General features: G+C 69.9%; 9 protein-coding genes. 8 read left to right on the plus strand and 1 reads right to left on the minus strand.

The genetic code is table 11. From position 1 onward, the window contains the following. Positions 1 to 33: 33 nt before the first annotated feature. The gene (gene proA / locus AC3CF1_RS06120) at positions 34 to 6,015 is read right to left on the minus strand and encodes an anti-phage protein ProA (protein ID WP_488449778.1); all 5,982 of its coding nucleotides are present in this window, start codon (positions 6,013 to 6,015) and stop codon (positions 34 to 36) included. Positions 6,016 to 6,328: 313 nt separating this feature from the next. Between proA and AC3CF1_RS06125 the strand changes: the two genes are divergently transcribed. The 8 genes from AC3CF1_RS06125 (at position 6,329) to AC3CF1_RS06160 (ending at position 14,259) form a co-directional block, all read left to right on the plus strand. Further along, positions 6,329 to 6,406 carry a DUF397 domain-containing protein gene (locus AC3CF1_RS06125; RefSeq protein WP_488452044.1) on the plus strand — a complete coding sequence of 26 codons (78 nt, stop codon included), beginning with the start codon at positions 6,329 to 6,331 and terminating at the stop codon, positions 6,404 to 6,406. Positions 6,407 to 6,478: 72 nt separating this feature from the next. Beyond that, a complete protein-coding gene (locus AC3CF1_RS06130; protein WP_141909869.1) occupies positions 6,479 to 6,814 on the plus strand; it encodes a nucleotide pyrophosphohydrolase in 336 nt (111 codons plus the stop codon). Between the two features lie 212 nt (positions 6,815 to 7,026). Further along, positions 7,027 to 8,862, plus strand: a complete 1,836-nt coding sequence (locus tag AC3CF1_RS06135) for a DNA/RNA helicase domain-containing protein (protein WP_488449779.1) — start codon at positions 7,027 to 7,029, stop codon at positions 8,860 to 8,862. A gap of 239 nt (positions 8,863 to 9,101) precedes the next feature. After that, positions 9,102 to 9,578, plus strand: a complete 477-nt coding sequence (locus AC3CF1_RS06140; protein WP_488449780.1) for a hypothetical protein — start codon at positions 9,102 to 9,104, stop codon at positions 9,576 to 9,578. Positions 9,579 to 9,618: 40 nt separating this feature from the next. Further along, positions 9,619 to 11,421 (plus strand): glycoside hydrolase family 15 protein, encoded by a 1,803-nt coding sequence (locus AC3CF1_RS06145; RefSeq protein WP_488449781.1) that lies wholly within the window; start codon positions 9,619 to 9,621, stop codon positions 11,419 to 11,421. 60 nt (positions 11,422 to 11,481) lie between these two features. Beyond that, positions 11,482 to 12,318 carry an aldo/keto reductase gene (locus AC3CF1_RS06150; RefSeq protein ID WP_488449782.1) on the plus strand — a complete coding sequence of 279 codons (837 nt, stop codon included), beginning with the start codon at positions 11,482 to 11,484 and terminating at the stop codon, positions 12,316 to 12,318. A gap of 283 nt (positions 12,319 to 12,601) precedes the next feature. Beyond that, complete coding sequence (locus tag AC3CF1_RS06155; protein WP_488449783.1) at positions 12,602 to 13,642, plus strand: SEC-C metal-binding domain-containing protein; 1,041 nt, start codon at positions 12,602 to 12,604, stop codon at positions 13,640 to 13,642. A 116-nt stretch (positions 13,643 to 13,758) separates the two neighbouring features. Next, positions 13,759 to 14,259, plus strand: a complete 501-nt coding sequence (locus AC3CF1_RS06160; protein ID WP_088948750.1) for a DUF2231 domain-containing protein — start codon at positions 13,759 to 13,761, stop codon at positions 14,257 to 14,259. Positions 14,260 to 14,347 lie beyond the last annotated feature (88 nt).

Genomic DNA, 14,347 nt, shown 5'->3' on the forward strand with positions numbered 1-14,347 from the left:
GACGCCTGTTACCGATATGAGTGGTGACTCTGGTCAGCCTCGGGTGAGGCGGCCCTCCTGGTCGAAGCGGAGGCGTCCGCTGGTCACGGCGACGTGCAGCCCGTACCGGAGTAGCTTGTCGATTTTCTCGGTGCGGCGACGGTAGCCGAGCCGTTCCAGGCCGGCGCGCAGCAACCGTTCCTCGTCCATGCTCGGCATGCCCTGAAGCACGTGTACGAAGGCGTTGGCCACCTCCTCGGGTGGCACTTCCTCGAACGCGCGGTCGTTGCTCGCCTGCGTGACCCGGTACGCGCGGTACGTCTGCGGGTCGGTGCCTTCGGGCCAGGCGTACCGGCTCACTGTCGGGTGCGTGTAGAGCCGGCGGGAGTCGACGAGCGACAGCACGGCGGTACGGCGGTCCTCCCGGGTTCGGAGGAAACCGAACCGGGCGAGGGCGAGGCGTGCGAGCCGGTGCTGCTCGATGGGCCCCTCAGCCTCGATGATCTCGCGGAGCGCGTTCCGCACCAGGTCACGTACGCGCGGGTCGGTGGCCAGGAGGTCGAGGTCGGCCTGGTCCCCGAGCGAGGTCGGGGCGTACGGAACGAATGGGCTCACCGTGATGGTGTCTGCGTCCGAGGTCGCCGTGGTCGTGGCGGCCAGTGCGATGACGGGTGCCGACGATTCGCCCCGGAGCGGCTCCTCGTCCACCGCGAGGCGCGGCTGCGGCAACTCGGCGCTCGGTGTCGAGTGCGGCGGTTCCACTTCTGTTTCGGAGCGCGGCTGCGGCAGTTCGACGGCTTCGGGCGCCGCTGCGACCGGTGACGACTCGGGCTCGGGTTCGGCGGTCGTGGGGGCGGCGGCCCGGGTGACCGCTTCGTCGACCCGGTCGAGCAACGCCGATCGGTCGTGGATCCACGCCGGCAGCCAGAACCGCACGACCTCCGGCCAACCCATGATCGAGCGGAGGAGCGTGGGCGCCGAGTCCCGGTCGGCCACCGTCGGGCGTGCGCTCCAGTCCGGGCCGTCGAGCATGACGGCCACCTGCCACAGTGGTGAGCCTGGTCTGCGTACGGCGATGTCCACTGTGAAGTCGGAGAGGCCGTGCGAGGTACGGACCTCGTGGCCGCGGTCGCGCAGCGCCGCGGCCACCTCGTCGCGGATCCGGCTGCGCCGCTCGGTGCGGTCGGTGGCGAGGTCGCCCAGGCGCTCCGCGCCGGCGGCGGCCATCTCGCAGTACGCCCGCAGGTGCTGGGTGCCCAGCGCGGACGTGCGGGACAGGTCGATGTCGGACGGGTCGAAGGACGAGTAGAGGACGACCTGGCGGCGGGCGCGGGTGATGGCCACGTTGAGCCGCCGCTCGCCGCCCGCCTGGCTGAGCGGGCCGAAGTTCAGCGGGAGCTGGCCGGTCTCCAGGTTGGTGGAGAAGGCCAGCGAGAACAGGACGACGTCGCGCTCGTCGCCCTGCACGTTCTCCAGGTTCTTGACGAAGATCGGCTCCGCGACCGCGCCGGACAGGTGCTCGCGGATGATCGGATCGGGGCTCTCCTCCAGCAGGTTGAGGATGAGGTCCCGCTGCTGGATGTTGAAGGTGACCACGCCGACGGACTGGGTGGCGGTCGCCGGGTCGTGCAACCGCCGGGTGATGTCCGCGAGGATCGCCCGTGCCTCGACCTCGTTGGTGCGGGATCCGCCCCGGTCGTACCGGCCTTCGACGCGCCGCCAGCTGACGCCCGCCGAGCTGGCGGCGCCGGGCGACGGGAGGCTGGAGAGCTTGTTGTCGTAGTAGTAGCGGTTGGAGAAGGCGATGAGTGACTCGTCATGACTGCGGTAGTGCCAGGACAGCCACCGTTGCGGCAGTCCCGACTCGACGGCCTCGCTGAGAATGCTCTCCAGGTCCTCCGGCACCGGGCCGTTACCCTCGTCGACCTCGTCGACGCTGTGGCTGGCCTGCATGATGCTGCTCGGCGGCATCTGCCGGGAGTCGCCGACCACCACCACGGCGCTGCCCCGACCCATCGCGCCGATCGCCTCCGCCACGCGGATCTGTGAGGCCTCGTCAAAGATGACCAGGTCGAAGCGTTGGCTTCCCGGCGCGAGGAAGTTCGCCGCGGACGCGGGGCTGACCAGCACGCACGGGGTCAGTGCGAGCACCGCATCCGCGTACTGCTCGAACAGCTCCCGGAAGGACCGCCCGCCCCGCTTACGGCGCAGCTCGGCCGCGAAGTCAGCGAAGCGACCACGCCGGTCGGCCGGGCTGAAGGGGCGGCGGCGGACCAGCACCGACGGCAGCTGCGTCGGCAGCGCGGACCGCAGCTCACCGGCGGCCACCTCGAACTGGCTGATCTCGTCGTCGTGCAGTTCCGGGTCGAAGTACTGCAGGCCGCCGGCCCGTACCCGCTCGGCGAGGGACGCCGTCGCGACTCCCCGCCGGTAGACCTCCTCGGCGAGATGCGCGGGCACCTCGGCGCGCAGCAGCTGGTCCCGATAGTCGGTGAGACCTGCCGAGGCGAGCACGTCGGCGTGGGTCAGGACGGTCGCCCATCGGCGCAGCGGGAACAACTCCTCGCTCTGCACCTCGTGCAGCCAGGCCGCGCCGTCGCGCTGCCAGGCGTCGGTCCAGTGCGAACCGTCGGCCCACAGTGCCAGCTCGGCCTCACCGGAACGCAACACCCCGCGCCAGGCCCGCCACCGGGAGGCGAACCGGTCGAGGAGCACAGCGTCCACATCGGTGAAGCCGCCGTGAAACAGCTCCCAGGCGTGCGGGTGCCGGGCCAGGAGCGTCCGGCCGACGCGGGTCGCCTCGATCGCCTCGGTCAGCCGCTCCTGCGCGTTCGGGTCCGTGGGCTGCCACTGCGACAGCCGCAGCCCGCCCACCGCGACGACATGCTGGAAGAGGGCCGCCGCCTGCGCCTGGGCGGCCACCAGCCGACCGGTGGCCACCTCCACCCGCTCGACGTCGAGCGTCGCACCGGCAACCAGGTGCACCGCCAGCCGATCCACGATGGCCTGCCGACGCTTGCGCTTACCGATCAGCTTCTTCGCCGCCTCCTGGGCCTCACCGTGCCAGGCGGTCAGCTCCGGTCGAGCGAACACGTCCGGCCGGAAGGTGGTCAGCTCACCGGCGAAGCCCTGCCGGAAGGCCGCCAGGTCCGCCTGGAGCCGGGCCACCGCCTCGTCCCACCGCCGGTCGCTGGCATGCAGGGTGGTCTGCCGGTCCGGCAGCAGTCCGCGTACGGCGAGCCAGGCGCCCGCCTGCAGCTCGCTCACGGTCTCCGGGGCGGGCAGCGTCCGCAGCAACTCGACCAGGCGCGGGTGGGCGCCGAGGTCGGCTCGGAGGCGTTCGAGCTCACCGGCGATCTCGGTGACCGCGGCGCCGTGCAACCCGTCGAGGGTGCGGCAGCCGCTGATCGCCCACGGGTGCGCGGCCCGAAGTCGGGCCGATCGTGCGGCCGCCGGGAACTCCCGCACTGTCGTCTCGACCTGCGCGCGTGCCGGGGCGGGTGCGTGCAGGTAGGCCACCGGGATCGGGGCGACCGGGCCATCGCCGTACGCCAGGGTCTGCTCGTAGGCCGACCAGAGCGACATCCCGACGGGGTTGGTGGTGTGCACCTGGGCCGGGTACTCGGTCAGTGGGGCGAGCCGCGTCCGGTAGGCCGTCTCGACGGCGGTCCACGTGCCGTCGCCGTCCTGGTCGTACTGGTCGAGCGCGTCGCGCAGCTGCTGGCGGATCGCGTTGAGGGACTGCTTGCGCCCGTGCAGGTCGAGCGCGAACGGGCCGAGGCCGATCTGCTTGAGGCGGCGCTTCACCACCTCCAGGGCGGCCTGCTTCTCGGCGACGAACAGCACCGACCGGCCCGCGCTGACCGCCCGGGCGATCATGTTGGTGATGGTCTGGGACTTGCCGGTGCCCGGCGGGCCCTCCAGGACGAAGGAGTGGCCCCGCTCGGCGCGCACGATGGCCTGCATCTGCGACCCGTCGGCGGGGATGGGCAGGTGCAGGTCGGCCTCGTCGACGGCGATCTCGACGTCGTGCTCCGGGCGGGCGGGATCGTCGAACGTGGCGCCGGAGGACTCGACAAGGTGCCGGACGACCGGGTTCTCCATGAACCGGGGCCAGTGGTCGGTGAGGTCCCGCCACATCTGGAAGGTGGAGAACTGCAACAGGCGAAGGCTGGCGCTCTCGTCGATGCGGTAGTTGAGCCGGTTGTCGAGCAGCCCGGTGTTGATCGCGGCCAGGGTCTTGGCGATGTCGATGCCGTGCTCGTCGAGGACCGGTCGCTCCAGCTCCGGGATCCGCACGCTGTGCTTGACCCGCAACCACTCGATCAGGCAGTAGTTCGGGCTGGCGACCTCGGTGCCGTCGATGACCATCGCGTACGGGCGACGGCCGCTGCCGCCCTCGATGCGCACCGGTAGGAGGAACAACGGCGCGTACGCCTCTCCCCCGGTCGTCTTCGTGTGCACCAGGGTGCCGATGGTCAGGTACAGGTAGTTGCTGCCGGTCTCCTGCTCCATCGTGCGCGCCTCACGCTGCAACGCGCGCATCGCGGTCTTGTAGCGGACGTCGGTGACCGCTCCGTATACCCGCCGGTCGGTACGCAGCTCCCGGGTCAGGATCTCGGCGTCGAGATCCTGCGCCCGACGTGCCCCCGCCAGCTCGTGAACGTGGCTGATGTCGTCCTGCGGGATGACCTGCACCTGACGGCCATCGTGGATGAGGTCGTCGAGCAGGGCCAGCGCACCCGCCGGCACGTGCAGGTCCAGGCCACGGCCACGCTTGGGCAGGTTGAGCAGCGGGTTACGCAGGCTCAGGTCGAGCAGCGACTTCTTCCACTGCTGGATGCGCGCCGGCGACCCGTCGGACTGCTGCGGCACCTCCTCGCCCTCGTCGGCGAACTGGCGCAGCTTCGCGGCGGCGACGCCGGGCGGGAGGTCGAGGGACGCCGTTATCTTCGGCGTCGCCTCGGCGTCGACCGCGGCGGGCGCGATCAGTTCGTCGGGCGACGGCAAGGGCTGAATGCCGGAGCGATGGGCCAGGTGCACGTCGACGACGCCCTGTATGCGTTCACCGTCGCCGCGGAAGTGGCCGAGTCCGACGCGTACCGCCTCGGTGAAGGTCGCCGACTGCGTGCCCGGCCCGATGCGGGTCAGCTCGACCGGCACGGCCCGGCCGGAATCCACCATCGAGATCAGCAGGTTGGTCTCGGTCACGGCGGCCGAGCCCAGCCGTTCCTCCTCCAGCAGGAAGCCACCGAAGGCATGCCCCGCGCTGATGAAGATGAGCGGGTGCAGCCCCGCCGCCTCCAGACACGCGGCGTATGTAACGGACAGGTCGAGGCAGTTGCCGAGCCGACCATCGAGCACCGCCGCCGTCGTGCGCACCTTCTGGCCGGTGTTCTCGAACGACGCCGGTAGGGTCTGGTAGGTGATCTCGAGTTGGCGCAGCGCCTCGTACACCGCGCCGGCGATCAGCGCCGCCCGCTCCGAACCCTCCTGATAGCCTTGCAGGGAGCCCGAGCCGGTCCGCGCGAGCAGGAGCTGGGCGGCAGCCCGCAGAACCGCCTCCACCGCCCGGGTGTTCGGCTGCACGAAGGCCGCAAGGCTGTCGTACAGGGCGGGGCTGTTGAACCATTCGTTGTGCGCCAGCACTCTGGACGGGGCGACCAGCCGCAGTGTCTGCGCCTGCGCTTGCACCCGGAGGGTGTAGTCGACCGGGAACGCCTCGTCGGTGCGGTAAAGGAGCACGCGATCGGGCGTGAAGTCACGGAAGTCGTCCCAGCTCGTGCTGGTCCCGGGTCGCAACGGCGCAGCGAAGGTACGCGTCCACGGCTCGGTCAGCGCCCCGTCCGGGCCTCGCAGTTCCAGCGTCAGGGTGACGTCGGTCAGCGGCACCGCACCTCGGTTGACGAGCGTGAGGTGGCGGACCAACGGCACCCGGTTGTGCACCAGGGCGGCGTTGATCGCCGGCTGCACGATCAGCCCGACTTCGAGCTGCTCGTCGTCGGCGGTGAACTGCGCGAAGACGCTGTCGGACATGGGCGTTGCTCCAGGTGGGAGACCAGGGAGGGCCAGCCTAGCGGTCAACCGACCGGTGGAGACGGCCCCGGCCGTACGACGGTCTGCTAGCCGCGCGCCCACTCCGGCGGTGGCACCACGGCGAGCTGCGGTTCACCCGAGATCGGCTCGAGAGCATGCACGACCCGGAGGTCTCCGTCGGCAGCGGCGTCCTCATCGGTCACGACGAGTCCGCTACTCCCGTCGGCACTGACCAGCAGCCACCGATCGGGATAGATGCTGCCGTCGCGGCGCCTGCGTCGAGGTCGCGACCGACATCCCCGACCTGGTCGCCATACGCGATTCCAAGCATATTGACGGACCGGCTCTTCGCTTCGAGCATCGCGCCTGGCTCTGTTCACAGCCGCCATGAATTCCCCCGGCCTCCCCGACATGTAGGCGGCAGCACGGGCTGCTGTACCAGGCATCTGCGATGCTCCCAGCCATGGATGACTTGACGAGCCGTGTGCGGGCGTTCGCAGAGGAGCGGGACTGGCAGCAGTTCCACACACCCAAGAACCTGGCCATGGCGCTCGCCGGTGAGGTCGGTGAGTTGATCGCCGAGTTCCAGTGGCTCACGGCCGAGCAGTCGGCAATCGTCATGTCCGACCCGGACGCGGGCAGCCGGGTGAGAGCCGAGATCGGCGACGTGATGATCTATCTGACTCGACTCGCCGACGTGCTCGGCGTCGACCTGGTAGAGGCAGCTCAGATGAAGCTCGAGGATTCGGCCCGCCGCTATCCGGTTGAGCAGGCTCGCGGCTCGGCGGCAAAACGGTAGCCCAAGGCGACTCCATCATGGCGCTGAGTTGATCTCTTCGCTACAGTCCATGGCGTAGAAGCGCGTCACGACGGGCTTCCGGCGGCTGCCGGACATGCCCCCCATGCGCACGATCACTTCGTGCTGCCCGGGGGCAAGTGTTGTCAGCGTTCCGTACGTCCGCCGATGGCCTGTTGCGCTTGGCTGGCGCCGGCATCCTCGAAGACCGAATCGTGGAGCAGATCGGTCGCAAAGTGAGCCCGGCAGAACGCCGCTCATGGTCGCGGAGCCTTGAGGTGCTGGGGCAGGATCTCGCCGACGCCGGCCTGGGTCAGGTCGAGATGTTGGTGGAGTACCAGTTGCCGCTGACGAGCAAGCGGGTGGACGTCATTCTCGCTGGGGCGGACCCGAAGACCACCGACGACTCTTACGTCGTCTTGGAGTTGAAGCAATGGTCCTACGCCGAGTCTTACGAAGGCTCTGAAAACCTGGTGGCGGTGCAGCACGCTCGTGGCCCACGGCTTCACCCTGGCGTCCAAGTCGGACTCTATTGCGAGTACCTGACCGACTTCCTTGGCATCCTCGCCGGTCAACGAAACCCGGTCCGTGGGGTCGCGTACCTGCACAACGCGGTCGACCGAGACATCAGCAACCTGTTCGACCGCCAGGCGACCGAGCAGAGCCGGATTTTCACCAAGCAGCGGCGGGGTGAGTTTCTCGATTACCTACGCACCCACCTCGCACCGACGTCAGGGGCTGGCGCGGCGGACCGCTTCCTCTCCAGTTCCGTCCGGCCCAGTCGGCATCTGCTGCGGTACGCCGCGCAGGAGCTGAAGGACAGGTCGCACTTCACGCTGTTGGACGAGCAGCGTGTGGCGTACGAGCTGGTGCTGCACGCCGTGGAGCGGGCGCGCTCGGCGGACCGCAAGTCGGTCGTGGTCGTGTCCGGTGGACCGGGCAGTGGGAAGAGCGTGATCGCACTGTCAGTGCTCGGTGAGTTGGCGCGCCAGAACCGGTCCGTCATGCATGCAACGGGCTCGCGGTCGTTCACCCAGACGTTGCGTCGGTACGCCGGCAAGGGATCGACCCGGCTGAAGAATCTCTTCGGATACTTCAACAGCTTCATGTCCGCCGAACGCAACGGGCTGGACGTCCTGATCTGCGACGAGGCACACCGCATCCGGGAGAACTCCGTCAACCGGTTCACGCCGAAGGCTAAGCGGGAGAAAGCTCGTTCCCAGATCGACGAGCTTATCGCCGCGGCCCGGGTTCCGGTGTTCCTGCTCGACGAGCACCAGGTGGTGAAGCCGGGCGAGTTGGGAAATGTCGAGGTCATCTCGTCGTACGCGAGGCAGCTCAACCTTGATATCGAAGTCGTTTCGCTGCACAGCCAGTTCCGCTGCGGGGGCAGCGAGGCGTACGAGCAATGGGTCGTTGACCTGCTCGACCTCGACGGCGGCGAGCCGTCGGTCTGGGTCGGCGACGGAAGGGTCGACCTGCGTCTCGCCGATTCGCCGGAGGAGATGGAAGCCTTCCTCGCCAGCAAACAGGCACCGGGCGTCAGCGCCAGGATGTCCGCCGGTTACTGCTGGCCGTGGAGCGATCCGCGTCCGGACGACAGCCTGGTGCCGGATGTGCAGCTCGGCGCTTGGTCGCGACCCTGGAATGTCAAGAGCGACCGCAGCGTCGGCGACGCGCCAGGCAGCGCGTTCTGGGCCACCGACCCGAACGGTTTCGGCCAGGTGGGCTGCGTCTACACGGCACAGGGCTTCGAGTACGACTGGTCTGGCGTCATCATCGGGCCGGACCTGGTTGCTCGGGACGGCCAACTGGTGACTCGACGCGACGAGTCGAAGGATCCAGCGTTCCGTAATCGCAAGTCGGTCAGCGACGCCGAGGCGGATCTGCTGATTCGAAACACTTACAAGGTGCTGTTGACCCGCGGGATGAAGGGCACGATCGTCTACTCCACGGATCCCGAGACGCGGGAGTACCTCGCCTCGATGGTCAAGGTGATCCGGCCGGTCGAGACGGTATACGCGACGCCCATCGGAGGTGTCCTCGGCTGACGACCGGTTGGGCTCGGCACCCCGGCTCGTGCGAAGAGCGCTCGCCACCTGGTGCCAACAAGTCGAGGGTCGTCTGGGCGAGCAGGTCAGCGTGACGGGTCCGGTGGCTTATGGTGAGAAACCGGGCGGCCCTCGAAGCCGGACGAGGCGGGTGTCCGGTCCGGGCCGCGGGTTTCACGCTGTTCGACCGGAGGGTGGACCGATGACGGAGAACGCCCGCGACGTCGACGACTGCTGAGATGGACTGGGCCGGATGGGCGTTGTTCGGGTTGGTCGCCACCGCGGCGCTCACCGCGGCGATGATCACCGCTCAACTGGCCGGTCTCACCCGGCTCGACCTTCCCCTGGTGCTCGGGGCCTTCGTCACCGGGGATCCCGACCGGGCCCGGGTCGTCGGGTTCTTCCTCCACCTCTGCGCCGGGCAGGGTTTCGCCCTCGGCTACGCGGCCACGTTCGCGCTGTTGCACCGCGCGACCTGGTGGATCGGGGGGCTGTTGGGGATTGTGCACGTCGGGATCGCGCTGACGGTGATTCTGCCGCTGCTTCCTGGTGTCCACCCGCGGATGGCCTCGCAACGGGCGGGGCCGGCCAGCACGGCGGTGTTGGAGCCGCCCGGGCTGTTCGCCCTCAACTACGGCATCCAGACCCCGCTGGTCACGGTTGTCGTCCACGTCGTCTACGGGGTCTGCCTCGGGCTGCTCCTGCAGGCCAGGTGACCCACTGCTCGAGAGCGCGGCTCGTCGAGGAGCGATCTCCATGACTGGCGGGCCACCGATCAGCGACTACGGTCTGTTGGGCGACACGCGCACCGCCGCCCTGGTCGCGAGTGACGGCGGGATGGACTGGCTCTGCGTACCACGTTTCGACGGCGATCCCCTGTTCGGTCGGCTGGTCGGGGGCCCGGACGCCGGAACGTTCCGGGTCGGCCCGGCGCGGCCGGCCACGGTCGTCGAACGACGGTACCGGCAGCACACCGCCACTCTGGAGACCACCTGGGCGGTGGGCAGCGGCCGGCTCCGCCTCACGGAGGCGATGGTGGCCGAGGTCAGCGGACGTCTGCTGCCCACGTCGCTGATCGTGCGACGGCTGTCGGCCGAGCAGGCGGCGGTCGAGGCGGTGGTGGAGTTCGACCCCCGCCTTGGCGCACGGCACCGCCGGCCCCGAGCGCGGCACCGGCGCCAAGGGCTCGTGTGTGAGTGGGGGGCGCTTGCGGTCGCGCTGGACAGCACGCCCACGTTCAGAATTGAACCGGGTCGGCCAACCTCGATCACCGTCCGGCCAGGTCGTCCGGTCACCCTCGTACTGGCCGTGGCCCACCGCGAACCGCTGATCCACGTCGACCCGACAGTGGCCTGGCAGCTGCTCGTCGAGGACGAAGCTCGTTGGCGGGCCTGGACCGCGGAGATCGACGAGCGGTTGCCGTTCCGGGAACACGTCGTACGAAGCCTGCTCACCTTGCGGCTGCTGACCTACTCGCCCTCGGGAGCACCGGTGGCCGCACCCACCACGTCACTGCCCGAGGATCCCGGCGGGGGTCGAAACTGGGACTACCGCTATGTCTGGCCCCGTGACGCCAGCATCGGCGTCAGCGCCTTCCTCAGCGTCGGCAAGACCGACGAGGCTCGCGGTTTCCTCGCGTGGCTGTTGCACGCCAGCCGACTGCAACGGCCACGCCTGCCGGCGCTGCTGACCCTGCACGGCAGGCACGTGCCAGCGGAACGAAAACTGTCCGGTTGGCCCGGCTACCTCGACAGCCTTCCGGTGCGGATGGGCAACGGTGCCGCCGCTCAGCACCAGCTCGACGGCTACGGCTGGGTGATCGACGCCGCCTGGGCGTTCGCTCAGGCCGGACACCTCCTCCACGCCGAGACGTGGCGGGCGGTGCGCGGTTTCGCCGACGTGGTCGCCGACTGTTGGCAGGAGCCCGATGCCGGCATCTGGGAGGTACGGGAACCCGCCCAACACGTCCACTCCAAGCTCATGGGCTGGCTCGCCGTGGACCGTGCCCTGGCCATCGCCGACACGCACCACCTGCCGGACCGTCAACGACGCCGCTGGCAGGAAACCCGGGATGCCATCGCCGCCGAGGTCCGGACGCGCGGCTTCGACCCGACGGCGGGCGGCTACGTCCGCAGCTACGGCTCTCAGGATCTCGACGCGGCCCTGCTCGTCCTGCCGCTGCTGGGGATGGACCGGGCCGATTCACCCCGGGTACGGGGCACCATCGACGCCATCCGGGACCGACTGTCCGCCGGCGGTCCACTGCTCTACCGCTACCCGCCCGGACGTGACGGCCTTCCCGGCACCGAGGGCGCGTTCCTGCCCTGCTCGTTCTGGCTCGTCCAGGGCCTTGCCCGCATCGGGCGTCGCGACGAGGCTGTCGAGTTGTTCCAGGCCATGGTCGACCACGCCAGCCCACTCGGCCTCTACGCCGAAGAGGTGGAGCCCGCGACGGGTGCCCACCTCGGCAACTATCCCCAGACGCTGACCCACGCCGCGCTCGTCCAAGCCGCACTCGCCATCCGGGACGCCCCCACTGGTGATCCCGGATCTGCCTGAGGCACCGTGGCGGCGGCAGACACGGCCTGCGGGACAGCTCGCACGAGTAGGGTTCCGATCATGACGATTCCCCACCTGACGGCAGCCGACGGCACCACTCTGCCGGCGATCGGGCTCGGCACGTACCAACTGAACGGCTCGGCTGGTGTCGACGCGATCGGGCAGGCGATCCGGGCGGGTTACCGGTTGATCGACTCGGCGGTGAACTACGAGAACGAGGGCGCGGTCGGCCGGGCGGCGCGTGCGGCGGGTGACGTGCGCGACGAACTGGTCGTCACCTCGAAGCTGCCGGGGCGGCACCACCGCTACGACGAGGCGCTGACCACCATCGAGGAGAGCGTGTTCCGCACCGGCCTCGACCGGATCGACCTGTATCTGATCCACTGGCCGAACCCCACTGTCGACCTGTACGTGCAGGCGTGGCAGGCGCTGATCGAGGCCCGCGAGCGCGGCCTGGTCCGGCACATCGGCCTCTCCAACTTCCTGCCCGAGCACATCGACCGGCTGGTGGCCGAGACCGGGGTCGCCCCGGTGGTCAACCAGATCGAGGTGCATCCGTACTTCCCGCAGCAGGAGGCGCTCGACTATCACCGGGAGCACGGCATCCTCGTGCAGGGCTGGAGCCCGCTCGGCCACGGCAACGACCTGCAGCAACACCCCGTCATCGTGGAGATCGCGACCGCTCACGGCGTCAGCCCGGCGCAGACCATCCTCGCCTGGCACGTGGCCCGCCAGGTGATCCCGCTGCCCAAGGCCGCCTCCCCGCAGCGGCAGACCGAGAACCTGGACATCTTCGGCATCAAGCTCACCGACGGTGAGGTCGAGGCCATCACCGCGCTGGGCCGCCCGGACGGGCGGCTCGCGGACCAGGACCCCGCGGTGTACGAGGAGTTCTGACCGCCCCGACCACGCGCGACCAGCACCACGGAGCGTGACGTCTGAGGGACCGGACGCGGTGATGAGCGTGATGACTGTGAGGCATCGATATGCCTGTGAGTCATCACGCTCATCACCACATCGGCCGGCAAATCCACGGCGCTCGAACTATGTCGCCCGGGCGGCGGCAGCCGGCGCGTGGTCATGACTGCGGGCGGCGCTGGTCGGAGCTGCGGGCGGTATGAGAGCGGCGTAACAGGTGATCTGCCCGCATACCATCAGCACGCCGACGTACCGTGAGATCGTGCCGACGAGAGACGTACTCACCAAGGCTGACCTCGCTGAACTTCGCCGCTCAGCGCTCGGGACGGCCAACCCGCTCGGTGTCGCCGCCGACCTCGCCGAGGCGGCCGAGCAGGGCCGGCTGGAGGATCCGGACGACGCCGGGGACGCCCTGACCCTGGCCGCTGAGATCGCCGAGATCCGGGCGAGACCCGATGCCGCCCTGCGGTACGCGGAGCAGGCTCTGGCGGCGTACCCGTCCGGGGACGATCCCCGTGCCGGCTTCGCCCGGGCGCTGCGGGCTCGGGCGCTGTTCCGGGCCGGCGGTCGGGACGAGGAGGCGGTGGCGGAGCTGACCGCGCTGCGCCCGTTGCTGCTCACGCAGCCCGACGCACCCGCCTACGTGAGTGCGGCGCTGGACGCGGGTGGTCGTTCGGCGATCGCCGAGACGTGGCTGAGCGAGGCGGTCGACAGCCTGCTCAGCGAGCGCGCGACCGCGGCGTCCGGGCCGGCCAGCACCGCGATCGACCCGGTGGTGGATCTCGGTCCGCCGGAAGCGCCCGGTGTCGTCTTCTTCCTGCTGCAACAGCGGCACCGGGTACGCCGGAATCTCAACCTGCCGCACGACCGGCAGGACGACCTGGCGGACCGGTTGGAGACCCAGCTCGTGCGCCGGGCCGGGGAGCGCAGGGACGCCGAGTCGGACCTGCTCTTCTGGCCTCGGGCGGAGTTCGACCGACTGCTCGCCGAGCACGCCGCGCTGGGTGAGGTGTACGGGCCGGACTGGGACGCGCACCGGGGCCGGCTGGAGAAGGAGCTGGTCCGGCTGAGGGGTGCCGGGCAGGCCGGGTTGGGTGTGTTCCGCGCGACAGTGGACGGGTTGAACGCGTTCGCCGGTCGACGTGACGGTGACCCGGCCGACGCGGCGGTCCGGGCGGGGTACGCGGCCGAGGTGCAGGCGCGACCCAGCGCGCGGATCGCCTGGCCGCCGGAACGCAACGACGCCTGCTGGTGCGGCTCGGGTCTCAAGTACAAGAAGGACTGTCTGCCGCGCTCCCGGTAGCCGAGCGGGTGGGGGTGGACGTCGTCGGCAATCTTGGGGGCTGACACGTCCCTTCGGTACCGTTAGCGTCCTTTCCTGGACGATCGACGTCCGGCCCGTGTCAGGAGGAGACGCCGATGTTCGAGGAGTTCATGGGCATCCCCGCCCACCCGCTGGTGCTGCACGCCGCTGTGGTGTTCGTGCCGCTGCTGGCCCTGCTGACGGTCGGCTACGCGCTCGTTCCGCCGATCCGGCCGCACACCCGTTGGGTGCTGGGGCTGCTCGCCGTGGGTGCGCCGCTCGCCGCCCTGCTGGCGAAGCTGTCCGGTGATGCCTTCTTCGAGCGTATGCGCGCCGCCAACCGGGTCACTCCGGAGTTCGCTCCGACGATCGAGGCGCACCAGGAGTTCGGCGACATCACGCTCTGGGCGACCATCGGGCTGGCGATAGTGGCGCTGGCCCTGGTCCGTTTCGTGCCGCCGAGGGGCGGCGAGGCGACCACCACCGACGGCGGGCGGTCCAGTCGGTTGCTGACTCCGGCGTTGCAGGTGTTGTCGCTGCTGGCCGCCGCCGTCACGGTGTACTACGTGATCCGTACCGGCGACTCTGGCGCGAAGGCGGTCTGGGAGGGTCAGTGAGCTGTCCCGCTGTGGGTGCCGGATCGACGCGGAGCTGCAAGCGGTGGTGCGGCCCGGCCGGAGCCGGGCCGCACCAGTGCGCGGACCG

The sequence above is a fragment of the Micromonospora sp. MGP-C2 genome (genome assembly GCF_057766525.1).